At 65.3% G+C, this 22,694-nt stretch carries 22 protein-coding genes; 13 read left to right on the top strand and 9 right to left on the bottom strand.

The annotated features are described in order from the left end of the window. The first annotated feature begins 257 nt into the window (after positions 1 to 257). A complete protein-coding gene (locus tag R4P08_RS17580; protein WP_317815167.1) occupies positions 258 to 440 on the top strand; it encodes a DUF6440 family protein in 183 nt (60 codons plus the stop codon). A gap of 102 nt (positions 441 to 542) precedes the next feature. Here the strand turns inward: R4P08_RS17580 and R4P08_RS17575 are convergent, their stop codons facing one another. Together R4P08_RS17575 and R4P08_RS17570 are read right to left on the bottom strand one after the other, a co-directional pair. Beyond that, entirely contained in the window at positions 543 to 1,523 is a 981-nt protein-coding gene (locus R4P08_RS17575; RefSeq protein WP_317815166.1) for an HNH endonuclease, read from the bottom strand. Between the two features lie 201 nt (positions 1,524 to 1,724). Beyond that, positions 1,725 to 3,038 carry an ISL3 family transposase gene (locus R4P08_RS17570; RefSeq protein WP_317815165.1) on the bottom strand — a complete coding sequence of 438 codons (1,314 nt, stop codon included), beginning with the start codon at positions 3,036 to 3,038 and terminating at the stop codon, positions 1,725 to 1,727. A gap of 170 nt (positions 3,039 to 3,208) precedes the next feature. On the opposite strand from R4P08_RS17570, the gene R4P08_RS18585 reads away from it, so the two are divergent. Beyond that, positions 3,209 to 3,577, top strand: coding sequence for an SOS response-associated peptidase family protein (locus R4P08_RS18585; RefSeq protein ID WP_411741236.1), 369 nt, complete (start codon positions 3,209 to 3,211; stop codon positions 3,575 to 3,577). 176 nt (positions 3,578 to 3,753) lie between these two features. Here R4P08_RS18585 and R4P08_RS17565 read toward each other — a convergent pair whose 3' ends face one another. After that, positions 3,754 to 3,945, bottom strand: a complete 192-nt coding sequence (locus tag R4P08_RS17565) for a hypothetical protein (RefSeq protein ID WP_317815164.1) — start codon at positions 3,943 to 3,945, stop codon at positions 3,754 to 3,756. Between the two features lie 147 nt (positions 3,946 to 4,092). Here R4P08_RS17565 and R4P08_RS17560 point away from each other — a divergent pair, with 147 nt between their 5' ends. The 5 genes from R4P08_RS17560 to R4P08_RS17540 all read left to right on the top strand — a co-directional run bounded on the left by R4P08_RS17560 (position 4,093) and on the right by R4P08_RS17540 (position 9,207). Then, positions 4,093 to 4,338, top strand: coding sequence for a type II toxin-antitoxin system prevent-host-death family antitoxin (locus R4P08_RS17560; protein WP_317815163.1), 246 nt, complete (start codon positions 4,093 to 4,095; stop codon positions 4,336 to 4,338). A gap of 21 nt (positions 4,339 to 4,359) precedes the next feature. After that, complete coding sequence (locus R4P08_RS17555) at positions 4,360 to 4,617, top strand: type II toxin-antitoxin system RelE family toxin (protein ID WP_260485917.1); 258 nt, start codon at positions 4,360 to 4,362, stop codon at positions 4,615 to 4,617. Between the two features lie 912 nt (positions 4,618 to 5,529). Continuing rightward, positions 5,530 to 6,309 carry a ParA family protein gene (locus R4P08_RS17550; protein ID WP_317815162.1) on the top strand — a complete coding sequence of 260 codons (780 nt, stop codon included), beginning with the start codon at positions 5,530 to 5,532 and terminating at the stop codon, positions 6,307 to 6,309. Between the two features lie 594 nt (positions 6,310 to 6,903). Next, on the top strand, positions 6,904 to 7,065 hold the full coding sequence (locus R4P08_RS17545; protein ID WP_317815161.1) for a toxin-antitoxin system HicB family antitoxin: 162 nt from the start codon (positions 6,904 to 6,906) through the stop codon (positions 7,063 to 7,065). Positions 7,066 to 8,055: 990 nt separating this feature from the next. Further along, a complete protein-coding gene (locus R4P08_RS17540) occupies positions 8,056 to 9,207 on the top strand; it encodes a hypothetical protein (protein ID WP_317815160.1) in 1,152 nt (383 codons plus the stop codon). Between the two features lie 89 nt (positions 9,208 to 9,296). Here the strand turns inward: R4P08_RS17540 and mobF are convergent, their stop codons facing one another. Continuing rightward, a complete protein-coding gene (mobF, locus tag R4P08_RS17535) occupies positions 9,297 to 13,592 on the bottom strand; it encodes a MobF family relaxase (protein ID WP_317815159.1) in 4,296 nt (1,431 codons plus the stop codon). Positions 13,593 to 13,848: 256 nt separating this feature from the next. Here mobF and R4P08_RS17530 point away from each other — a divergent pair, with 256 nt between their 5' ends. Then, positions 13,849 to 14,229 carry a hypothetical protein gene (locus R4P08_RS17530; RefSeq protein ID WP_317815158.1) on the top strand — a complete coding sequence of 127 codons (381 nt, stop codon included), beginning with the start codon at positions 13,849 to 13,851 and terminating at the stop codon, positions 14,227 to 14,229. Continuing rightward, positions 14,213 to 14,785 carry a hypothetical protein gene (locus tag R4P08_RS17525; RefSeq protein ID WP_317815157.1) on the top strand — a complete coding sequence of 191 codons (573 nt, stop codon included), beginning with the start codon at positions 14,213 to 14,215 and terminating at the stop codon, positions 14,783 to 14,785. The genes R4P08_RS17530 and R4P08_RS17525 overlap by 17 nt, the downstream gene beginning before the upstream one ends. Positions 14,786 to 15,201: 416 nt before the next feature. On the opposite strand, the gene R4P08_RS17520 is transcribed toward R4P08_RS17525, so the two are convergent. Continuing rightward, complete coding sequence (locus tag R4P08_RS17520) at positions 15,202 to 15,489, bottom strand: hypothetical protein (RefSeq protein ID WP_317815156.1); 288 nt, start codon at positions 15,487 to 15,489, stop codon at positions 15,202 to 15,204. A 78-nt stretch (positions 15,490 to 15,567) separates the two neighbouring features. After that, positions 15,568 to 16,722: an ATP-binding protein gene (locus R4P08_RS17515; RefSeq protein ID WP_317815155.1), complete on the bottom strand. Its 1,155-nt coding sequence runs from the start codon at positions 16,720 to 16,722 to the stop codon at positions 15,568 to 15,570. A 230-nt stretch (positions 16,723 to 16,952) separates the two neighbouring features. Between R4P08_RS17515 and R4P08_RS17510 the strand changes: the two genes are divergently transcribed. Beyond that, positions 16,953 to 17,219, top strand: coding sequence for an XRE family transcriptional regulator (locus tag R4P08_RS17510; RefSeq protein WP_317815154.1), 267 nt, complete (start codon positions 16,953 to 16,955; stop codon positions 17,217 to 17,219). A gap of 42 nt (positions 17,220 to 17,261) precedes the next feature. Here the strand turns inward: R4P08_RS17510 and R4P08_RS17505 are convergent, their stop codons facing one another. The 3 genes from R4P08_RS17505 to R4P08_RS17495 form a co-directional block, all read right to left on the bottom strand. Then, entirely contained in the window at positions 17,262 to 18,383 is a 1,122-nt protein-coding gene (locus tag R4P08_RS17505) for a sensor histidine kinase (RefSeq protein WP_317815153.1), read from the bottom strand. A gap of 29 nt (positions 18,384 to 18,412) precedes the next feature. Next, positions 18,413 to 19,108 carry a response regulator transcription factor gene (locus tag R4P08_RS17500; RefSeq protein ID WP_317815173.1) on the bottom strand — a complete coding sequence of 232 codons (696 nt, stop codon included), beginning with the start codon at positions 19,106 to 19,108 and terminating at the stop codon, positions 18,413 to 18,415. Between the two features lie 264 nt (positions 19,109 to 19,372). Beyond that, on the bottom strand, positions 19,373 to 19,636 hold the full coding sequence (locus tag R4P08_RS17495; protein WP_317815152.1) for a heavy-metal-associated domain-containing protein: 264 nt from the start codon (positions 19,634 to 19,636) through the stop codon (positions 19,373 to 19,375). Positions 19,637 to 20,036: 400 nt separating this feature from the next. On the opposite strand from R4P08_RS17495, the gene R4P08_RS17490 reads away from it, so the two are divergent. The 3 genes from R4P08_RS17490 to R4P08_RS17480 are packed head-to-tail and all read left to right on the top strand — an operon-like array spanning position 20,037 to position 22,554. After that, a complete protein-coding gene (locus tag R4P08_RS17490) occupies positions 20,037 to 20,348 on the top strand; it encodes an SHOCT domain-containing protein (protein ID WP_317815151.1) in 312 nt (103 codons plus the stop codon). Positions 20,349 to 20,358: 10 nt separating this feature from the next. Further along, positions 20,359 to 21,873, top strand: a complete 1,515-nt coding sequence (locus tag R4P08_RS17485) for a multicopper oxidase family protein (RefSeq protein WP_317815150.1) — start codon at positions 20,359 to 20,361, stop codon at positions 21,871 to 21,873. A 45-nt stretch (positions 21,874 to 21,918) separates the two neighbouring features. After that, complete coding sequence (locus tag R4P08_RS17480) at positions 21,919 to 22,554, top strand: DUF305 domain-containing protein (RefSeq protein ID WP_317815149.1); 636 nt, start codon at positions 21,919 to 21,921, stop codon at positions 22,552 to 22,554. Positions 22,555 to 22,694: the final 140 nt, after the last annotated feature.

The raw sequence follows: 22,694 nt of genomic DNA, 5'->3' as shown, positions 1-22,694 counted from the left end.
AAGAGCCATGGCCGGACCCGACACCGCCCCAGCTGCAGCGACAGTGGTGTGGCTTGCATTATGTTGCGTCGCTGACTGGGCATCGAACGCACTGGTCTTTGCATGCATCAGCCCCTGGGTCTGATAATTATTCCTTGCAGATAATCGCCGTGACCGAAATTCAGGTCTTATGGCAAGTAGAAAAGGCTGCAGCTGCGTCCCCGTGGCGTCGAGGATGGCAGCGAGCGAGCAACGCGGCCAATTGCTACCATGAAAACATGGCATTCGGTCCGGGAAAGAAGCGATTCGAAATTGTGCTATCAGACGCGTCCGGAGGCGGTTCAATAACCCGGATTCTGCGCGATAAAGAGACAGGGGTTTGCTATGTATTCCATATGCAAGGAGTGTCGTCCGGGCTAACTTTACTCGTGGATGCAGGCGGTAATCCGGTCACGATCTAAACTGACACCGCACCCCAGTTCGACTGCGCCTATTAGACCACTGCGCACCAGAGAGAATGCTCCAGCCTCATACCTATACTTCTCGGCGTTTCTACCTTAGATCTATCCAATAAGATCACGAACCTCGTCGGGCACTAGCCACGGTGTGCCCCGATGAATCATTCTGTGGCAGTTTGAGCAGACCAGAATGAGATCTGCGAGCTTGTTGAAAGTCGGCCCCGATTCGTGAAGCGGGACGACGTGATGCACCTCGATGAAGTCGCGACCACGCTCTCCGTAACGGGCCTCAAAATCGAACTCACATAGTTCGCAATGAACCCGGTCATGTGATCCGAGAAAGCTGTCGATTTTTCGCTGTCTAAGCTTCGGGTCTCGCTCCCGCGTGTAGTGGACGCGCTGCAAGAGCCGGCCCTCAACCGCCCCTTCGTCCTCCTGCACTTCCGGCGACAGGAACGGGACCTCGTCCGGGTTTGACTCAGCTGCTTCCCGGATCCGTAAGGCGATACGGTGCATCTTGGCCGGATCCTCGATGAACTCGCCGAGCACCTGACGGTCCGTTGCACCTGCGTTGGTCGGGGTGCCTTTGTAGTCCGGGTGGTTGGAAACTAGGTCGCCAGTTTTGCGTTCAACCCCGTTTGGGTTTCGGAACGTAAGGCTTCTGGTTTCAGGCGGGTGAAACGGCAGGCTCTGCAATAGGGCGGAGAGTTCGATCACCCTCGGATCCTCCGCTGCGACTACGCGCCACTCGTTCTGCACAACGAGGTCGCAGGCCAGGATCAGTTCGTCGCGAACCCACGTAGGCGCCCTGTTTGGTGGAACTCGGAACCCTAGAGCTCTGAGTCGCTTAACCACCGAGGCCGCGCCCCCAGTGAAGTCGCCGGACCGCAGAGCCTCCCTCCCGGGCAGGTATCCGTGAGCCGCTCCCGCAATGGCCTTGGAGTCGTACGCGATTCCGTTACGAACCACGTAGTAGTCTTTGGCCTCCCCGAAGCCGTACTTGTCAAGGAAGCTCTCGCGCCCGAGGGCGTCGAACTCGTCCACGGCGGCGGTAACCGCCTCGACTGTCAGGTCTGAAAGTGCCATGCGCGAACTTTACTTCTCAGCTACGAGCCCGGGGTTGCCGTTGGCGCGGCGGCGGCGAAGCTCATGTTGGGGAGGGCGTGACTGGGCCCCTGTGGATGGTGCCGGCGGGACCGCCCGACCAGGCCAGTCGCCAAGTGCGGTCTAAAGCATGACAGTCGAATCCTCAGTAGGAACGATCGCTCTTCACCGGCCCTTCCGGTTTTAGAGTGCATTGATCCGGTTCTGGAGCTGGCCGGAATGAATGAGTGACCGCAAGATGTAGTGCTTGAGGCTCCGGAAGCCCAGGGCGATCCCGCGCAGGTTCTCGAGGCGACCGTTGATGGCCTCGACGGGGCCGTTGGAGGCGCCCACGTCGAAGTAGGCGAGGATCTCGCGGTGCCGCTTCCACAGCGACCGGCCCAGCTGCGCGAGCTCGGGCAATTCCGTGGGCACCCCGGCCCGGATCGAGCGCAGGAGCTTGTACATCGCGACCTTGCCCTCCCGTTTGCCCGAGGCCTCATAAGCGGCGATGAGGCGCTGGTAGACGCCGTAGGTGACCTCCACCGCCACGTGAGCGTCGTTCGCGGTGAACGCTTTGAACAGGCGGACCTTCTGCTTGTCTGCCAGCAGTTCGGCCCGGGTGTTCAATGTTCGGCGGATCCCGTACAGAGGATCGCCGGTACGGCCCCGGTGCCCGGTGGTGGCCTGCTGGATCCGCTGGCGGCAGACGGTGAGCTTGTCCGCGGCCAGGTGCACGACGTGGAATGGATCCATCACGGTCCGAGCTGCAGGGACAGCTTTGGCGGCGGCCGAGTGGTAGCCAGCGAACCCGTCCATCGTCACGACTTTGACCCGGTCTCGAAATGCCTGGTCACGAGCATCAAGCCAATCGGTGAGGACCTTCGCCGACCGGCCGGAGACCATGTCCAGCAGACGGGCCGGACCGGTGCCGTCGACCACGGGTGTGAGGTCGACCAGGACGGTGACGAACGAGCTGCTGCCGTCGCCGCGGACGTGCTTCCACTTGTGCTCATCGACGCCGAGGACGCGGACGCCGTCGAAGTGTCCGGGCTGGTCATAGACCATCGTTCGGATCTTGGAAATCGCCAGGTCGTTGACCAAGTCCCAGCCCAGTCCGAGGGACTTGGCCACCGCCGAGACGCTCGTGCGATCGATCGCCAGGCGCTGCAGGATCCAGCGGGTGCAGCGGCGGGTGGTCTTGGCCCGCTCCTCGGCCAACACCGGCATGCGTTGCTGAAAGATCCTCGTCTCGCACTGGCTGTTGACGCAGGTGAAGCGGGGCACCCGCACGTGAAGTCTGGTCGGGTGACCGACGATCGGCAGATCAGTCACCTTCCGTTCCACGTGATCCCGCAGCCGGCCCGCGACTCCGCACTCGGCGCAGTCCGGATCCAGTGCCGCCGGGGAGCAGAACAGGTGCGTGAACTCGCCGGCAACCGCGGCATTGTCGATGGTCACCCCCAACTCCACGGTGCGGCAGATGGTGTCGGCGAGCAGGCTGGCGGTAGCGTTCAAGGCGGGTCCTGGGGTGTTCGATGCGTGGCGTGAGAACCTGCATCTTCACACGCCCCAGGACCCCTACATCTTGTGCCTCACCGCATCAACGGAGAACCCGCGCTACGCACTCCGGATCCGGAACAGCCTCTTCACCGTCCACAATCTGAACTCTTCAGACTGCGCCGATAATGTGGCATTCTGTCGTCCTTGCTGGTCAGACACAGAGAAAGGTGCCCGCTGCTACTGTCTCGGCATGCGTGGTCGGTATTCGGGCAGCCGTGTCCGGTACTGCTCTTGGCGACGTCCCCGACTTGGACGGGACAGAGCCAGAGTTTGAGTGGTCACCCGCCTCTTCGGTGGCGCCTCGCACGCGGGCACCGGTGACTCGCGATCGCGTGATCGACGAGCACCGGGTGAGGGAGTCCTCTCTGCCGACGTGTGGCCTTTGGCCCTCGTGGGCCAGGGAGAAGGGCCCGCGGCCGATCAACGCTCGCCTGGAGACGGCTACGACCAACGGCATGTTCCGCTCGGCGTTCGCCTCGGCCCGAACGAGGTAGAAAACCTCAGCTATGTCCACGCCCCGGGCGACGAACTCTTGCTCGCCGCTAGCCTACTGGCCTTCCACAGGGACAGCGCCCGCCGTGAGCACGGGCAGGATGCCGGGACCGCATTCCTTAAAACAGGGACAGCCCCCGCGCCGGCGCGGCACGAGGGCTGTCAAAAGGCTTAAACCTCAGTAGTAGTAACCCCCGCCGAGCCCCTCGGTCGAGGCCAGGCTCCCCGTGAGCGAACCAATCACCGCGAACTGGCTCGTAAGGGAGAGGAGCGGTGCCAGCACGATGGAACCGATAACGGCCCCAACCTGCTCAAAGCCGGTGCCGGGCAGACCCGGGAACAGCGGGACATTGAGGTCAATCGGGGGCATAAGAACTCCTAAGTGTTGTGGGATTTCTTATATTAGGGCATCGGTCCGACAAGAGACTCAGGCGACCTGAACTAGGTGTCCTGTCCACGTCGAAGCAGATGGGGCACCTACTCGACCGCGAGTTGTACAAGATGTACTCTTAGAGTCATGGTGACCACGACACTGAGCAACTTCCGCGCACACCAGAGCGAGGTACTCGACGCCGCACAGCGGGCGCCGGTCGAGATCCTCAGCCGAGGCAGCCGTCGTCGCGCCGTTGTCGTCTCGCCTGAGTTCTTCGACCGCGCGCTGCAAGCCCTGGAGGATCAAGCCGACATTCGCGGCGCGGCCGACGCTCGCCGCGAGGACGACAGCATCTCCCACGAGGACCTCATGACGGAACTGGGCCTCTGAGCCTGCGCTCCCTCCTCGCTGATGCCCTATTCGATCACCTATAAACCCTCGGCTGCGAAAGCCCTCCGCAAAGTTCATCCAACCGAGCAGAAGCGAATCGTCCGCGCCATCGAAGCCCTGGCGGTGACACCGCGACCGCCCGGCGCCATTCAACTCGCCGGAGGCGAAGGTGAACTCCGCATCCGCGTCGGCGATTACCGCATCATCTATGACATAGAGGACGACGCCCTCGTTGTACTCGTGCTGCGCATCGGGCACCGCGGCGACGTCTACAAGTAACCGCGCCCCACCCCGAGTCGCCGCAGAACATTCGGGGACGCACTACCCCCTCCCCCGGCGCCGATAAGTTGCGCTCTGACAATCCGCGCCCGGCTCGCTCCCCACGTTCAGTGCCGGTAAGCGTGATTCTGTAGTCCTCGCTGGTCAAACCCCAAGAACGGCATTGCTCAAGGGGGCGGCGACTAGACGGAGAGCGGCCCGGACAGGCAGATCCGCAAGCGCACCCAGCCCAACACTCCCCCGGGCGCGATACACCGTCCCGATCTGGCAGTACCCCTCTGCCGCCCGCGTGCTCGCTGGGCAGATGCTCGAGTTGACGCACATCGAAGCACTGGCCCTCATGCTCGCTGAGCCCGTCAATTGACAGGACACCGATGGCCGCATCAGCTCGACTATCCCCGCCGAAGTGATTGCCTCTACCGGCGAATCCGTCGAAACGTTCATCGCCTCGCTCGAAGTCCTTTACGAGCTCGGAAACCTTACCTGGGACAACACCCGTCGCGTCCACATTCAAACGTTCCCCAACGACGACCCCGTCGGGCCCCTGACCGCGGCACGGGCACGGTGATCGGGCCCCACGTAGAAACCCACGTTCGACAGGCCCGTGGCCCAGCGAAATGGGTAGCAGCACCAGCGCCCGGGTACACCGACCAGCCTCTGAGTGCACGACAAGCTAGAGAAGCATCAGTAGCACATCTAACTACCTTTCCTAGATTATCAACGCTAGCATCGCTAGCTAGTCTAACATCGTTAGTTACGGCTGCTCCGCGAGCCTTCGCTGGATCACTATCTATCAGAGTTAGCCTCGCTAGCACTACGACGCGAACTACCCAGCGATTATCCGAGAGAACGTAACCGTCCAGCCAACCTAGCGATCACCTGTGGTTGGCCTCCACGTCGAGAGGAACGCGCATGGTCCGCAAGTTAGCGCTCTGCAATCAGAAGGGCGGCGTCGGCAAAACTGCAACGACGCTCGGCCTGGCTAGTGCACTGAGCGATCAGGGACGCAATGTTCTGATTGTGGACGTCGACCCTCAGGGGAACTCCACCACTGGGCTCGGTGTCGAAATCACGGACGACATGATGACCACGTTCGACCTCATGAACCGAACCGCTGCGGGAGCTGCAGCCGATGCCGTCATCGCAACCCCTTGGGACAGGGTTGACCTCATCCCCTCCAACGAAGCATTGGCCAACATCGAGTCGGACGGAGCCAACGATTTGATCTTCCGCCTCGACATCGCGTTCGAGGGGCTCGACCTCTCGGCCTACGACGCGGTCCTCTTCGATTGTCCACCGTCACTGGGGAAGTTGCTCTTTGCCGTGTTGTGCGCAGCCGACGGGGTCATCGCCATCACCGAGCCAACCATCGACAGTGTCCGGGGGATCGAAAACCTTCAGGAAACAATCCGCAATGTCCAGAGACGACCTAACCCCCGACTCGTGCTCGAGAAAATTGTTCTCAGCCGTAAGCGGGCCACCGGCGAGCACCGATTCCGCGAGAGCGAGCTGCGTGAGACCTACGGAGAACTGGTCGCGAAGACCGCCATTCCGGAACTGACCGCCCGCCAGGACGCGCATAGCACTCACACGCCGATCCACAAGTTCACTGGCGGCAAGGCGTTAGCTCTCCAGGTCGCTTACACGGATCTACTTTCCGAGCTGGTAGCCACCGAAGGGACTGCAGCATGAGCGTCCAGCGTGAACCCGCAATCCGACGAGCTGCCCACCCCGCAGCGGACTTGCCCGAGCGGCCTACCCCTACTCCCGCGCCGCTGTCCGCCCCACAGACAAACCAGCCGGCCGCGCGGGGAGAGGAGCGACTGACGGAGCAGCACAATGTCCGGCTGCGCCCATCAACGAAAGCACGGCTGCTCCGCGCGGTAGACAAACTGCGCTACGAGACAGGCGACCGCACTATCAGCATCGCGTCCATCACCGACAGCGCCATCGTCGAGTACTTGGAATCGCGAGACTGCTGATCAGACATCGGCAGGCTTCGGGCTTAAGTTCCGGCGCTCGACGAAATTGACCGGATGGAGCTCGTGCTGGTCGACTCACTCATGCCAGCTCAAAAGGACGCCAAACACTAGTTGCAAGCGAGCATGGCTCGGGGCCGAGTTCCACGATCGGTTGAAACAGCGGCCGCCGCGCCACACTCATTACCGCCATTTGTGACGTCGTGAGCGTGTCGCCCACATTTCTGACGTCAGGCATGCCAGTTTTGACGTCATGGCGACCACACGTTCTGGGCCTGGCAGGCCAGCCTTGGGGGAGCGGACACGCATGACAGTCCGCGTACCTTCGGATGTTTACGACGCACTTCGGCGTGAAGCCAAGGCGCGCGGCATCTCTATGAACCAGTACGTAGCCGAAGTCGCTGCGACACACCTCGGCATGCCCGAAGCCGTGTCGCATTTTGACGACCAGGAGGCGATTCCAGCGTGAGGTAGATCAGCTGTGTGACTGAAAACTAAAAATCATGCAGCCCATGAAATGACTGATCCCGGCTCACTGGCGAGTGGGCCGGGATCGAAAGTCAAGAGTTCGAGTTGCCGCTCAAACTCGGGTTGCTCACCAATTAGGAGAGCTGTGCTTCCAAGCACCTCTCAGGGTAGGTCATACCTTCCGGACGGTCCAGTCGATCCGGACGGCGTGTCTTGTTCTGATACCAGCAAAACCGCATCCCATCAGGCCAACACGTGGTGGGAGTCCGTGGCGTGTGTGTGGAGTCCGCGCCCGTATGTGCGGGTCGATCCGCGCAAAACACACACCTTCTCGACGACTCAGCGCTTCACCAACGGCGCCCCCGGCCCGGATGTGCCGTACGCGCTGCATCTGACCGATGAGGCAGGCCGTTTTCGCCTGCTTGCTCTGGACTTTGACGCCCACCACGCCGGCTCAACCGCCACTACCGACCTCACCGCCTGCACATCTGCTCTCACCGCCGCGGGGATCGAGCATCTAGTGTGCTCATCTGGACCCGGTGGGGGATATCACGTGTGGATCCGCCTGAGCACCGCGGTCTCACCGGCCCGGCTAGCACCAGTAGTGGACGCATTCGCCGCCGCGTGGCCCTCACTTGACCGCGGCCCACTGGCGAACCCGCGCACCGGTTGTGTCCGCGCCCCGGGCTCGCCCCACCGCTCCGGCGGAACCTCGGTACCCCTGGGTGACACCGACATTCGCCCCGCATCTTTGCGTGCGCTCAAGCGGGTTGTCGAGCATCTTGGCGCCCGCCCTCATGCGGCCGCCGAGGCGAACCGCACGGTTGCCACCCTGCCCGTGCATGTCGATGTCGAAGGCCATCCGCATCTGGCCGGGCCACGCCGCCCATTGCCAGCCAAGATCCGCGCCCTTGCCGCCACCCCGATCACCACCGGCGGTGATGCCTCCGCGATTGGCTGGTCGATCGTGCTCGCGTGTGCACACGCTCGTATGCAGTACCGCGACCTCGCCAGAGCCGCCTTCACCGAGAACTGGCCCGGTCTGGAATTCCTGCGCACCCACCGCACCGCAGACGGCCGTACCCCCCGGCTGGACGGCGGACCAGAGCTGGCTCGTCAGTGGGCCAAAGCCGTCACTGCCGCCAGCTTCACCACCCGCGCCTCGAGCACGATCAGCCCGGCCCGCCGCACCGCCGAACACGTCGTCGCCGATCTGATCGCTCGCGTGGACGCACAGCCTGAGCAGTGGCAGGGCAAAACAGGAGCGCAGAGCAGGCTCGTCCTGCTCGCCTTGGCGGCGCGCGTCCTCACGGCAGCGTCCGAAGAGGTCCACTTCTCCGAACGTGACTGGGCCCTAGCCGCAGGCCTGGCACGGGACACCGTCGCTGACCGACTCACCGACCTCACCCGCGGGGGGTGGATCCTTCGCACGCAGCGAGCGGTGGGCCCGTGGGCTGCGACCTGGCGGGTGGCTATCCACGGGGGCGGGGAGACAAGAAGTGGCGCAGTATTTACTCCAGCCCTGGAGCAGCAACTCCATGAGGAGTTGGAATGCGCTCGCGCGGACATCTGGCACGCCCGCCCGCTGGGTGTGCTGGGGATGCGGGTGTGGGACCTCTTGCGAACCGGGCGGGTGCCGGTGGGGGAGCTGGCGGCACGCTTGGGCGTGTGCGCGGCCACGGTGCGCAGCAAACTTCGTGCCCTGCAGGCCCTCGGTTTATGCACCTCAAGCGGGCGCGCCTACCAGGGGCGCTCCCGCCTGACCCGAGCCGCCGCAGCAGCTGGGGTGACGGGAGCGCATGCAGATCGGGTGCGCCTGTACCGGCTGCAATCGGCGGTGTTCGTCTGGTGGTTCACCACCCGCTACCAGGCAGAAGACTCAGACGCGCTTGCCGAGTGGGGGAGTTTCCCCAGCTTGGCCGAGGCCGAGCAGGTCCACCCCGTCGACATCGCTCTGGCGTACGGGGCCACCGCGACCGGGCCGCCGGTGGAGGCCACCACGTGGGGAGCAGCCATGACTATGCAGGATCGCCACCGCGAGGCAGACCCCGGTAGTTGGTGGGAGCTGGTGGCCGCCGCCCGCGCCGCGCTGCCCGCAGCAGACGTGCTGGCCGCGCCCCATCAATGGGCTACCGCGGCGTGAGCACTCACAGCCGTGGAGATAAGGCGGCCGGGCGCCGCGCTGGTGCCAGGGTTCACGGGACCGACAATTGCGGTGATCCCCTTAGATATCTAGAACCCAATGTCGGGGCCGCTGTCGGGCCTGGGCGATGTGGAGCTGCCCCAATGTCCGGAATTGGTGTCGGCATCCCGGGCCGCGGCTTCTTCTTCGGCCTCCAGGCCAGCACGGTACGACCTTCGCATTATCTCGAGAGTCGAGGGATCGCCCGGGGAGGTAAGCGTGTTGGTGATCGCGTCGAGCAATTCCTGGGTCTGGCGCTCCGCTTCCTCCTGGCGCACCTGCTGTTCGAGCTCGCGCTGCGGATCTGTCAGACCGTTTCGCCGCGCAGTTTCGGCCACTAACTGCTCCACCAGCTGCTGGGAGTTCCCGAGCCGGTGCGCAGCTTGCGCCGATTCCTGCTCGTCCCAGGGCAGGAGCATGGGCTGGTCCCGCTGGGCAGCCTCGGCGAGATCCTGCTCGCGGGCGGCGGTGTCGGCGGCGCGGGCCACCGTGTCATCCCAGGTGTGCTCCGGCCCGGGATCAGGGGTGATGCGGGCCAGCGCGTCAGACCACGCCTGGGCTTCTGTGGTGTACATCTCGTGTTCGACCTTCGTGGTCTCCAGCAGGTCCTGAAGCTCACGGCGCCGACGCATCGCAAGGCGCCCCAGACTGCCCAGTTCGTGCTGCGCCGAGGCCCGCTGTTGCTGGCTCTGGCGCAGCTTCTGCCGGCAGCGGTTCAGATTTTCGGCCAGCGGGCGGGCCGCCTCGATCGCCTCCACCCGGGCATCGAGCTCGCGGTGTGCGTTCCGGACCTGCCGCTCGTGGTCGTCCCGCTGGCGCGAAAGCAAGGCACGGCGCTCGTGCGCTGCCTGGAGGTCCTTGAGGCTGGCCTGGGCGTCCTTGAGCTCAGTGTCCAACTGCTCATCGGTCAGCCGCCCCTCCCGCGATCCATTCACTATCTCTAGTGCCGCCTCGCGCGCCTGGTCGGTGTCATCATCGCTATCGCCGGTCAGCTCCGCGCGGGCGGCAACCAGCCACGCATGAAGTTCGGTGTCGGTACTCGGGGCGAGTGGGGGAGGGGCAGGGAGTTCGCTGGGCGCTTCGGTCACCTCGCGCAGTCGGGAGGCGATGAGTGCGCCTGGGGCGCTGGCGCTGTCGATGTCGTCGGTGATGTTCGCCCAGTGCTCGCGTGGGTCGCGCCCGGCCTTGGCCGCAGCGGTCCACGCCGATTCCAGGATGGCGTACTGCCCGCTGTCGGGGTCGATCTGGTGGGCGCGGGGCAGGGCATCGAGGTAGTCGGGCAGGGTCGCTGCGGTGAACGCCGCTGCCGCGAGGTCCACCCCGTGCCGGTACAGCCCTTCGACGCGGGCCGGGTCGGTGGCCTCGTCCAGCTCGGTTCGCAGGGTTTCGGTTGCGGTGCGGTGCCGGGTGTCGCGGCCCAGCACGGTGGCCAGTACCTCGAGAGGTTCGGGGGCGTCTGTGTCGCCGGCGGAGTGCATGTGGGCGTCCTCGGCGAACGGGTCCAGGGCCGGTTCGCACACGGCGTAGGCGCGGTTCTCGTGGCGGCCTCGGGTCATGGCCACGTACAGCCCGGCCCGGTCCACCGATGCGTCGACCACGGCGTGGGTGGTCTCCACGGTGGAGCCTTGGGCGCGGTGGATTGTGGAGGCGTAGCCGAGGTGGACGTTGCGGGCGGCGTAGTCGGCGGGGATGAGTTGCGCGGTACCGGTGCCCAGGTCGACCACCGCTAGATCGCCGTCGTCGGTGAGGCCGGTGACGGTGAACATCTGGCCGTTGATGACCCGGCCCAGGGGGCGGCGGTCCTCGGCGTGGAGCAGCTGGTTCTTGCGGGCGATGACCACATCACCGACCCCGACCGTGTCGCCGCGAGCGACACTGATTTCCCGGCTGGTGTCCACGACACCGGCGGCGATCCGGTCGGCGCGGATGATCTCGTTCATGGTGTCGACGTCGGCGTTGCGGGAGGCGATGATCAGGCTCTTGCGGCCCTGTGCGGTGTCGGCGAGGTAGGCCCCGACGGCATCGGTCAGCATCTGCTCCCGGTGCCCACCACGCACCCACCCACGCTCCGAGTACAGCTGGAGGGCGTCGGTGTCGCCGTCGCGCAGGGCGAGGGTCGCGGCGGCCTGCTCGGTGTCTTTGCCGGTGCGCATGACTTGGTCGAGCTGGACTGTTCCCGGGGTGCGGGCGACCTCACCGAACAACCCGCCGGTCTCGACTGCGGCGAGCTGTTTGTGGTCACCGATCAGCCGCACCACGGCCCCGGACTGCTGGGCGATCTCCGTCAGCGCCGCCAGGTTTTCCGTTGAGGACATTCCGGCCTCGTCGACCAGGAGCATGTCACCGGGGCGGATCTTCGTCGGCAGCGCCGACAGGGTCTCACCGGGCTCGGTGGGGTGCAGTCCGCGCCAGGTGAAGGTCAGCGAGTCGATGGTGTGGCAGTCCACGCCGATCTCCTCGGCGAGCACGCTCGCAGCGGCGGCAGAGGGGGCCAGGCCGATCACGGTGCGGCCCGTATCACGCCACGCGGCGGCGACCACCGCCATTGCGGTGGACTTGCCGGTGCCGGCCGGCCCGACCCCGGCCGCGACCAGAGTGCCGGCGTTGACCAGGTGCCGGGCCAGGGCGGCTTGACCCTCGTTAAGCGCCCAGCCGTTGTCCTGTTCGTGACGGGCCAGCGCGTCCTCGATCACCTGGTGGCCGGCGAACACCGCCACCGATGTGGTGGCCGCATCCAGGGTGGTCTGCTCGGCGTCCAGGACGGCGCGGGTGGTGAACTTCTCAGCGTTGGCGCGGGCGTCGATCCCGGCCCCTGAGGCGGTCGTCAGCGCCTCCGGCAGGGGAAGAACTTCCCCCGGTGTAAGGCAGATGACCTGCTCGCTCATGGCGCGGTCCATCACCTGATCGTGCGCCGCAACACGGTCAGCATCGGAGGCGAACCGGAACCCCTTGAGCACCGTCGACACCGCGGTATCGACGTGCGAGCGGCGGAACTGCGCCCGCTTGGTTGTCACCGCGCCGATCGCCTGGGCGGCCACCTCGCGGGCGTGGGTGTCAGCGTCGAACAGCGGCCGGGTCTGGCTCTCATGGGCGTGTGCGCGGACCTGGTCTAAGAGCCCCTCGACCTTCTCGGCGCCGACGGCCTCCACGGCGGTTTCCCGCCACGCGGCGCGGTGCTCGGCCAACGACTGGGCGGCTTTTTTCCCATCGCGGGTATCCAAGATGGCCTTCTGCCACAGGGCGTACCCGGCCCGCTGGGAGGGCTGACGCCCGTGGTCCGCCACGTACTGCGCGACCAGCTGCTCGTACACCGGGCGGGCCAACGCCCGGCGGGAGGAAAACCGCTCGATCAGCGACCGGTCGACACCGGCGATCTCCCACACCGGAGCCTTGTCCGGGGACGGGTAGTGAGCAGCGAACTCCACGCCCATCTCGCGGGCGAGGCGGTCGTGCAGTGCGGTGTCATACCGTGCGGAGATTGCCTGGTGCATCTGGAAGATCGCCTGCCCATCGAGGGACTTCCAGGTCCCGTCGGGGGCCTGGACTTTGTTGGCGATGAGCACGTGGGAGTGCAGGTCCGGGTCCCCACCTCGGGTGTCGAAGTGGGTGAACTCGCTAGCGAGAATCCCCTTGGTCTTCACCTGCTCGATCCCGCCCGCACCCCGGCGGGTGTAGATCGCATTGTCCTCGGCCCAGGCCAGCGCTTCGGCCACGGCTTCGTGATGAATCGCGGCGATCCTCATGGCCGTCTGCTCGTCGGCTAGCGCCCACAGGACGCTGACACTTTTCACCGGGGAGAACGTGAAATCGAACCCGGACACTGCCTGCTGCACCTGGTCGCGTTCCCGGTTGACCCACGCGATGACATCGGCGCCGGAGGCGTGGTCGTAGCCGCCCTGCTCCAGGTAGAACGGTCGCCCGATCTGCTCGGCCATAACCGCCCGGTCACTGGTAGTGGGCAGACGATTGTTTTCCTGGCGGAACTGCTTCTCGGCGGCGGCGAGTGCCACCAGGACCGGCTTGTCTCCGGTGTAGGTGGGCAACGCTCGACCGAGTTTGCATCCGGCCAGTGCGGTACCGGCTGCGAGCATCTCGTCGGTGTCCGGGTGCAGGCCTTCGCCGTACAGCGCGGCCATCTGCGACTCGGTCACCTCTGCCCGGCTCTGCACCGTAGGGGAGGCAAGACCGTCGAGCCCGGAGCCGATCCATCTGCCCGGTGGGGTGCCCTTGGCGGCGTAGTAGTCCGATAGGGATTGCCCCGACTCTCGGGGGCCGTCATGGGTGGCCACAGAGCGCAGCAGGTACTGGTATCCAGTCCCGGCGTGCACCGCCCTGAGGCTCATCATGGCCCCCAGCCTATGGGCCAGAAATGCCCGCGTCCACGGACGTGGGCGGCCCCGCCGTCGGCGGGGCTCTGACCAGGCATTTCCCCCCACCACTTGGAGTGCATACTGTGTATGACTGTTAAAAGGAGCGGAAGCGATCGAGGTTTGTGGCGGGCCCAATCGGGGCAAAGTACCTGCGGTGGTGCGAAAGTGTGACGCGAGATGTGGCCTAAGTTGCGGATTGCGGGGGAGGGAAGAGAGCAATAGGGTCGAGCGTATGACCCTCGCGAAGACTGATTCAGGTTCACAGACCGCGCGTGCTCGCGCCCGCAAAGCAATGGCCGTCGAATTGGAGCGCGCACGCAAGCGCGAAACCAAACTCATCGCCGTGTTCTCCGCGATCGACGCCCGCGAAGCCGCTGAAGCGGCGCTCGGTGACGCGCTCATCGAGCTCCGGGACCTCGGCGTCGCCCAGGGCGATCTCGCCGAGATGACCGGACTATCTGCCCGCGAGGTCGGCGCCGCCATCCGCAGCGCCAAGAACAGTGAGGACGAGACCGACAACGAGGTCGCCACCCCGCCGGATGACAAGTCCGGCGAGCAGACCACTCAGGACACCGGCCACCACTCGGGTAGCCACGGTGCCGAGCACCACTGACCCCTTCGACCGTCCGTGGTTCGGCGACATCCCGCTGCCCGGGCTGGACTCCGGACCACGGGCACAGTCGTCTCCCACTCGGTCGAGGCCGTACGATCCGACACTGCCCCCCACTGACGCCGCGATCGCGGCATTCCGGTCACGCATCGTCAAGGCTCCCGGCCACGGATGTCACATCTGGGCGGGTGCGGTGTCAGATGGCTACGGCAGGATCAGTTGGCGGTCAGCCGGCGTCAGCCGCACCGAGTACGCTCACCGGTTCGCTCTGCTCATCGCCGGCGAGATGAGCGAGGGTGCGATCGGTGAGCACCGCTGCAACGAACCCCTCTGCGTTCGCGTAGACCCGGGCCACCTCATCGCCTCAACCCAATCAGCGAACCTGCTCTACGCCGTCGCCTGCGGACGCACCGGAATCATCCGAAACCTCGCCGAAAGATCAGACCGCCACGCCCGCTCGCTGGCCGTGAGAGACGCGGTCGCCGGCGGATGGGACGCGGCCGCCTACGCCCGCGCAAGTGGTACCACAGCACCCCTGGACACGCCTCCGCTGTTCTAGTCTCGGGCGTACACTCACTCACAACAAAGGCCCCGCCAATCGGCGGTGCCTTTTCTGCTTTATCGGGACACGAGATGTGTCAGCGGGCGGCCACTAGTCGCCGCCCGCTGCGAAGCTGCCAATACCTTGGAACCGTCCACCGCAGCGGCGTCATATCGATCAGTACTCGAGCTAGACGCGACCGATAGTGGACGCCCGTGACGTACCGCGAAGGACCAGTGTCCAACGAACCAGGCCAGTGACCCGAGAGCTGCCACGGTCGGCGCCCAGGAGCTCGACTGCATCGCACCGAACAATCCGATGACCGCGCAGATCCCTCCCAGCCCTCGGGCCAGCGGTGGCGCCAGAACCGACGCGACAGTCACCAGTGCGGCCGCCTGCAGCGCAGTCTGCAGGTCCCACATGACTGCCGCTTCCTAGAGTTCGGATCTGATTCGGTCGAGCACCGCTGGAAACTCCTCGCTCGTTGCGCCGAAGTCGTACCGCAGTCTGTCGATTGCCTCCGCCTCGGAGTAACCAAGCGCCTCGAGCTGATCCGCGCTTCCAAAGACCAGCGCGTTCAGAAGCTTCTCGCCCATCGACCACGCCGCATCTGGCTCCCCGCTCTGGCCGGCAGCCACCCGCGAGCGCTCCACAGCTCGGGCGATCGTCTGGCCCTGCTTGTCTCGCTGGGCTGCCAGGAGCATCTCTTCGATTCCGCTCATCGCCATCTCCGCCGTTCCTGTTCGATGCCACTTGTATCCATAGGCACATATCGCCGGAACCAGTTCCGCCGGGCCGGCTTACTCGTCGGTGTCGATCTGCCTAGCGATGAACGTCGCCATGCCCGGCACCGTGAAGCTGATCCGTCCGTGCTCAGGGGAGTAGACGATGCCCTTGCGGATCGCCGCGGCGCGCAGCGGCCCGGCTGTGGTCTGGGCAATCGACAACGACGACGTCTTGGGGGCGGTCTCTCCAGTGGCGGCGATAGCACGCAGGTACTTCCGTTCTGCCGGCGTGGCCCGGTCCCAGCGGGAGGGGAAAAATCCACGGTCCAGCAGTGCGGTCCCAGCCTCGATAGCCAAGTCGGCGTCTTCGAGCTGGAACGGCGTTCCGGCGGCCACCTCCCACATCGCCGACCCGAATTCTTGAAGGAAGTACGGGTACCCCTCAGCGGCGGCGACGAGCTTGCCCAAAGCCTCGGGGCTGTACCGGCCCCCGACCGACTCCGCCGGATCCACCAGCGCCTGCCGCGCAGCGGCATCATCCAGGGGACCGATCTTGCAGTAGAGGAACAAGCGCTCCGCATACGAGCGCGAGTCCGCCAGAAACGCCGGCAGGTTCGGCAGCCCCGCGCCGATGACATAGAACGGCCAACCTTCTTGGCTTGCCCGATGTTGCGTCACAATCAACGCTGCAGTCAGATCCGCCTCGAGGTCCTGCATCTCGTCGACGAACACCGCCAGCGCAACACCCTTGGACCGGACCATCTCGCTGGCAGCCTCGACGATCTCCTCCACGTCGAACAGCGTGTCCTCGGCCGACCGCGACGCTGGCGCCCGGACAGACACCCCGGCCACCGACAGTGACGAACCCTCGATCAGGCCCATCACACCTTCAGCTGCCTGCTTCAGAGCGTGCTTGGTACTGAACTTGCGCAGACCGTGACGCAGCCCGGTCGCCAACTGCTTGTGATTGACCCGTGCACCCGATTCCGAGTTCTGCGCCTCCAACCGGACGGTGAACCAACCGTGGTGCTCGGCGTGCGCCCGCAGGTGGTTCAACAGCGCCGTCTTACCCACACCCCGAAGCCCACTAAGGATCATGCCGCGGTCATAACGCCGCGCCTTCGCCCGCGCCACCAACAAGTCAAACGCCTCAATCTCCCGGTCCCGACCCTGCAACGAGTGGGGCCGACGACCGGAACCGGGCGTATACGGGTTGAGAGCGGGATCCATGAGGCGAACTATACCGAAATCTAGCTGTGTATACAGAAAATGCTATAGCTGCATAGTTTTCGATTGAAGTCCAACGCGCGGAACCCCGGCCCCGACACTCGGCCATACAAAAACCCGCACTGCCCAGCAGATTCACGAGTGCCGATAAGCGCCGTTATGTAAAGTGGTACTTGTCCATAGTGTCCACTACTACTTGACGACATACTCAGCGCAGGCGAATACTCGGGACTATGGAAACCCCTCGCCTGGTCGAGCTCATTGATGCTCACAAGCGTGCCTACGGCGTCAGTGAGGCCGAGCTGGCCCGCCGCATCGGGATCACCCGCCAAAATCTGTACTTGTGGCGCACCCGCGGTCTGCGCGGCCTGCCGGCCCGAGCGACTCTCGACGGCATGGCTACCGAACTGCATCTTCCGTACGCCCGGGTCCTCGAGGCGGCCTTGCGTGATGTCGGCTACCTCGACGCCACCGACGGATTCTCAGGCGTACTGGCATGACCGCCCCTGACCCCCTCGGCCCGGCGGCCACCTGAGTCGTCTTTAGTCCGGCTTTGGAATTTCGACAGTGAAGCTCGCACCTCGGCCGGGCCCGTCGCTGTGCGCTCGAATGTGCCCTCCGTGGGCTTCGACGAGTGCGCGAGTGATTGTCAGGCCGATACCGCTGCCGCCGCTGTGGCGGCCGCGTGAGGTGTCGGCTCGGTAGAAGCGGTCAAAGAGGTGGTCGAGGTGGTGTGGGGCGATTCCTTCGCCGGAGTCCGACACGGTGATCTCGACGTGGCGGCGCCCTACCTGCCCGCTGGTGACGGTGACGGTGCCGCCGGCGGGGGTGTGGCGAAGTGCGTTGTCCAGGAGATTGCCGAGTACTTGTCCAATGCGGTCGGTGTCCACCGCCACCGGCGCGGCGTCGACACGGGTGTGTAGCTGGACTCCCTTGTTCTCGTATCGTTCTCGGACGGCGTCGACCGCGCTGGTAACAAGGGCCCGTGTTGTTGTCGAACTTGGGCGAAGGCGGGTGAGGTGTTCTTCCGCGCGGGAGACGTCGACGATGTCCGAGGCGAGCCTCTCGAGCCGCTGGGTAGCCGACCACAGAATAGTTCGGACGTCGTCGTCGAAGGTGTGGATGCCGTCGTCGAGGGCTTCGAGGTAGGAGTCGAGGGTGGCAAGGGGTGTGCGCATTTCGTGTCCGAGGTCGGCCAGCATTCTGCGTCTGGTGGTCTCGGTGGCGTCGAGGCGTCGGGCGAGTTCGTTGACGCTGTCGGCGAGATCGTCGAACTCGCGGCCCAGGCCTGGGCTGACGACCCGCGTGTCGTAGCGTCCACCGGCGATCTCGGCGGTCGAGGCGGTCACGGCGGTGACGGAGTGTTGGACTCTCCGGGTGAGATACCAACTCACCACCAGCGCCAGCAACACTGCGATGGTCACCGCCAGCCCCCACGCCACGATGATCGACACCGTGAATGCTTCCTCGACGTGGGCTGCTTCCGCCGAATTGTGATCGATGCCGGCCTGGCCCAGGTGATCGTGGAAGATTCCCGGAGCTAGAGCTGAGGCGACAAGCCACGCGCTGACCGCGCAACCGACAACGACCACGCTTAGTGCGGTGAGCAGCCTGGTGCCGAAGCTCGACCGGGCGAACAGTCGGCGCGGCCATGATCTCGGCACGAAGGTACGGCCAGCGGAGCGGGAACTCACTATCCGGTGCCCATTCGGTAGCCGACCCCTCGGACGGTGCGAACGTAGCGCCCTCGAGAGGCCTCGTCGCCGAGCTTTCGGCGCAGATGTCCGATGTGCACATCGACGAGGTGATCATCGCCGACCCAGTTCGGCCCCCAGACCGCGGCAATCAGCTGGGGCCGGCTGAAGACGACACCCGGGTCCCTCGATAGAGACGCGAGGATGTCGAACTCGGTGCGAGTGAGGGCAACCGGCATTCCGGCGACGGTGACCTCCCGGCCCTGGACATCGATCGTCAGGTCGCCGAACTTGCGAAGCGACTCCCCCGCGGCCACCTGGGCGGGGGCGCCAGCCGCCGGGCCCGTTCGCGGGCGACGCATCATCGCCTGGATTCGGGCCATCAACTCGCGGGGGCTGAACGGTTTGGTCATGTAGTCGTCTGAACCGACGGACAGACCGATCAGCGTATCGACCTCCTCGGTGCGCGCCGTGAGCATGACGATGTAGGCGTCGGAATGCGTGCGAACCTGCCGGCAGACCTCCACCCCGTCCAGCCCGGGCAGGCCAAGGTCAAGGACGATGACGTCCGGGTCGATTTGCCGGGCCAGTGTCACCGCCTGAAGACCATCGCCGCAGATCGTCACCTCGAAGCCCTCGCGTTCGAGGTAGGTGGCCACGACATCGGCCAAAGACTGCTCGTCCTCGACAACCATCGCCCGCAAGCCCGTGGCCGGACGTGGCGTCGGTGCGGCGACTTCTGTCGTTCCGAGCGCACGGGCAGAAGAGTTCATGTCCCCCATCATCCTCGGCGCCACCGTATGGGCCACACGCGCGCGGGCCACATGCCGACCCGGACATCTCTCAATGACTTGCGGCTGGAAGTCGAGCGCCGGGTGAGCGAGGGTGCCCACCCGGCCAATGCTGTGTTCGCTCGAGGACGTGGTTCATCGCGTCATCGGGCCGAAATGGGCTGACCGTCAGCTGCAGCAGCAGCCACCCGTTCCACTCGCCATGGGCAAGGAGACACCGACCGTCTGACCTGCGGCGACTATCGCGTATCCGGCGTCGGCCACGGCTTGGGATACGGCCTGGGTAGTCGCGGTTCCGGTCGTTGTCATACTTCCTGCCTGCAAGTTGACTTCGACGCCGATCACGCCGGGCAGTGCACCAACAGCGGTTTTCACGGACGATACGCAATGCCCACAGGTCATCCCCTGAACTTGGTATGTGGTGGCCGTCATCGTCTTAGTCCTTTCTCCGAACGCCGTGGGGCGATCCCACACCAGGATCATATACCCCTGGGGGGTATGTAGTTCGGGTCGTCAGGTTTCTTCACGAGATCTTGACCTTGGCACCGAGGGAGCGAGGTGGGCGCCCCAGGACACGTAACCCGAGGCTGGTAGATCGGCTCGGAAAACCGTGGCTTTCGGACTGGTCCCCTGGAAGCACCCTCGGCCGGTGTCGTACCCGTTCAGTTGCCACCGATAGTGAGGCGCCACAGTTCTTTTAAGGCGCAGGGCTCACGCCCGGTCTTTGCGGATCCGCTCGGCGGTGGCCGAATCCCGCGGGGTCGTGCGCTGGAGTGGCGGCCGGATTTCTTGAGCCAATCTTCATACAACCTCGACCGGATCACCGGGGTTCGTGCGCGAGGCTGAGAACACGAACCAACAGATGGGGACGATCATGATGGGCTGGGCAGGCGAGCTGAGCTTGACCGGATGGATCCTCATGGCTGTGTGCATGCTCGCGTTCTGGGCGGTGGTGCTCTACCTGATGTCCGCCATGTTTCGTACCAACCGCGCGAGCAGCCCAAAAGGCGCCGAACAGAAGGCTGTCCCGCTGCAGGTGATCGAAGGGCGTTTCGCCCGCGGTGAAGTCGCCTACGACGAATTCGTCGCACCCCCTCAGGTGCTGACACAGACCACCGGGACTGCCGATGGCAGCGGCCGATAGGAGCCGATCCGTGGGTGAACTGACCCGTCGGTCCTTCCTGCTCGGATCGCTCCTCACCGGTGCCGGGGTGCTGTCCGCCTGCTCCGGATCCGGATCACCGACCGGTGCGCCGGTGGCAGCATCGTCCGGCGTGGTGCAAAGGCTCGAGCAGCAGCGCCGCACCGCCGGCCAGCAGGTGGTCTCGACCCGCCTGGCCGCTCGTCCAGTCGAGGTGGACCTCGGTGGGCGCATCGTGACCACCTGGGGCTACGACCAAAACCTCCCCGGACCCCTCATACGGGCCCGCGCCGGGGACCTGCTGAGGGTGGAGGTCGACAATCAGCTGCCAGCGGAGACGAGTGTGCACTGGCACGGACTGGCGCTGAGCAACGACATGGACGGTGTACCCGGCCTGACCCAAGACCCCACTCCGGCCGGCGGCCAGTTCACCTACGAGTTCACCGTCCCGGATCCGGGTACGTACTTCTACCACTCGCATTCCGGGCTCCAACTCGACCGCGGACTCTACGGCGCGCTGGTCATCGACGACCCCGATGAGCCCGGCGCCTACGACCACGAATGGATCGTGGTGCTCGACGACTGGCTCGACGGCACCGGCCGCACCCCCGACGACGTGGCCCGCGAACTCGGCATCGGCGCCGGCACCTCGAGTGCGAGCGGCGACGCCGGTATGGGCGGGAGGGACCACAGCGCGATGGGCGGTATGGACATGGGAGAGGAAGCGATGCTCTCCCCGCTGCTCGGCGGCGCCGGGGACGTGAGTTATCCACTATTTCTGGTCGGTGGTCGGGTCCCGGAGGACCCGGTGGTCTACACCGCCACACCGCGGCAGCGGGTGCGTTTCCGGTTCATCAACGCCGGCGCCGACACCGCCTTCCGCGTCGGAATAGGTGGCCACCGGATGACGGTCACCCACACCGACGGCTTCCCCGTCGTCCCGCAGGACACCGACGCGCTGTTGATCGGAATGGGCGAGCGATTCGACGTGCTCGTCACCCTCGGCGACGGCGTATTCCCCTTGTTCGCCCAGGCGGAAGGCAAGACCGGGCACGGACAGGCCCTGGTGCGCACCGGGGTCGGCGAGTTGCCCGCACAATCCCGGCCGGACGAACTCGATCGTCAGGTGTTGCTCGGCACCGACCTCACGCCCCGCCAGCATGTGCGCCTCGCCGAGCGAGATCACGACCTGTACCACAGCGTCGATATGGGCGGTGCCATGTCGCCCTACCGCTGGACACTCAACGGCCGGGCCCACCCCGACATCACGCCGCTGGATGTGAACGAAGGCCAGCGAGTGCGCATGCGCTTGCGGAACATGTCGGACATGTTCCATCCGATGCACCTGCATGGGCACACGTTCGGGCTTGTCGAGACCGGTCTACGCAAGGACACCGTCACGATCCGGCCAATGCGCACGGTCGAGATCGAATTCGATACCGACAACCCCGGTCAATGGGCCCTGCACTGCCACAACGCCTACCACCAGGAGGCCGGGATGATGACCACCCTGTCCTACCTCGCCTAACCACCACAGGCCCGACCTATACCCATCGAGAAAGGCACTCCCACGATGATCCGCAAGCCCAAGCTAGTCACCACCGTTGCTGCAGCCGCGCTGCTCACCCTCTCCGCGTGCACCAACGACGGCGACGACACCGCCGCCGCCGAAGCCACGACATCTGTCAGCTCGTCGGCCGTCGAATCGACGACGACCGCCACATCCAGTGCGGCCGCGGAACACTCCGAGGCGGACGTGATGTTCGCGCAGATGATGATGCCGCACCATCAGCAGGCCATCGAGATGAGCGACATCATTCTGGCCAAGGACGGCATCCCCGCCGATGTCACAGCGCTGGCCGAGGAGATCAAGAACGCTCAAGGCCCAGAAATCCAGCAGCTCACCGAGTGGCTCGACCAGTGGGGTGAACCCACCGAACCACAAGGCAGCACCGGCGGCCACAACATGGCCGAGATGGACGGCATGCTCAGCGACGATGAACTGCAGCAACTGTCCGACGCCGAAGGCACCGACGCCGCACGCCTGTTCCTGGAGCAGATGATCGCCCACCACGAGGGTGCGATCACCATGGCCGAAGACGAGGTAGAAAACGGCAGTTTCCAGCCTGCCGTCGACCTGGCCCAGACCATCATTGACACCCAGCAACAGGAAATCGACACCATGCGCGATCTGCTCAACTCGCTCTAACCACCCGATCGTCGCGGGGGGGCCGGCGCCGGCCCCCCCCCCCAGGGGGGGTTGTGGGGGGTTGGGCTCTCGCCCCCGGTGGTGGGGTGTCGGTGGTTGGGGGGCCAGTGTGTGTGGGGCCCGGCGGCCGCCCCCAGGGA

This window comes from Rhodococcus sp. IEGM 1408 (assembly GCF_033142235.1).
Classification (GTDB): Bacteria; Actinomycetota; Actinomycetes; order Mycobacteriales; family Mycobacteriaceae; genus Dietzia.
This window is presented reverse-complemented; position numbering and strand designations above follow the sequence as displayed.

Coding starts and splice junctions, on each gene's coding strand:
- R4P08_RS18585 (WP_411741236.1), top strand. CDS start 3,209: ATGTGGCATTCTGTCGTCCTTGCTGGTCAGACACAGAGAAAGGTGCCC.
- R4P08_RS17550 (WP_317815162.1), top strand. CDS start 5,530: ATGGTCCGCAAGTTAGCGCTCTGCAATCAGAAGGGCGGCGTCGGCAAA.
- R4P08_RS17555 (WP_260485917.1), top strand. CDS start 4,360: ATGCCCTATTCGATCACCTATAAACCCTCGGCTGCGAAAGCCCTCCGC.
- R4P08_RS17560 (WP_317815163.1), top strand. CDS start 4,093: ATGGTGACCACGACACTGAGCAACTTCCGCGCACACCAGAGCGAGGTA.
- R4P08_RS17545 (WP_317815161.1), top strand. CDS start 6,904: ATGACAGTCCGCGTACCTTCGGATGTTTACGACGCACTTCGGCGTGAA.
- R4P08_RS17565 (WP_317815164.1), bottom strand. CDS start 3,945: ATGCCCCCGATTGACCTCAATGTCCCGCTGTTCCCGGGTCTGCCCGGC.
- mobF (WP_317815159.1), bottom strand. CDS start 13,592: ATGATGAGCCTCAGGGCGGTGCACGCCGGGACTGGATACCAGTACCTG.
- R4P08_RS17515 (WP_317815155.1), bottom strand. CDS start 16,722: ATGGATCCCGCTCTCAACCCGTATACGCCCGGTTCCGGTCGTCGGCCC.
- R4P08_RS17510 (WP_317815154.1), top strand. CDS start 16,953: ATGGAAACCCCTCGCCTGGTCGAGCTCATTGATGCTCACAAGCGTGCC.
- R4P08_RS17580 (WP_317815167.1), top strand. CDS start 258: ATGGCATTCGGTCCGGGAAAGAAGCGATTCGAAATTGTGCTATCAGAC.
- R4P08_RS17480 (WP_317815149.1), top strand. CDS start 21,919: ATGATCCGCAAGCCCAAGCTAGTCACCACCGTTGCTGCAGCCGCGCTG.
- R4P08_RS17540 (WP_317815160.1), top strand. CDS start 8,056: ATGCAGTACCGCGACCTCGCCAGAGCCGCCTTCACCGAGAACTGGCCC.
- R4P08_RS17520 (WP_317815156.1), bottom strand. CDS start 15,489: ATGAGCGGAATCGAAGAGATGCTCCTGGCAGCCCAGCGAGACAAGCAG.
- R4P08_RS17575 (WP_317815166.1), bottom strand. CDS start 1,523: ATGGCACTTTCAGACCTGACAGTCGAGGCGGTTACCGCCGCCGTGGAC.
- R4P08_RS17530 (WP_317815158.1), top strand. CDS start 13,849: ATGACCCTCGCGAAGACTGATTCAGGTTCACAGACCGCGCGTGCTCGC.
- R4P08_RS17495 (WP_317815152.1), bottom strand. CDS start 19,636: ATGACGGCCACCACATACCAAGTTCAGGGGATGACCTGTGGGCATTGC.
- R4P08_RS17500 (WP_317815173.1), bottom strand. CDS start 19,108: ATGGTTGTCGAGGACGAGCAGTCTTTGGCCGATGTCGTGGCCACCTAC.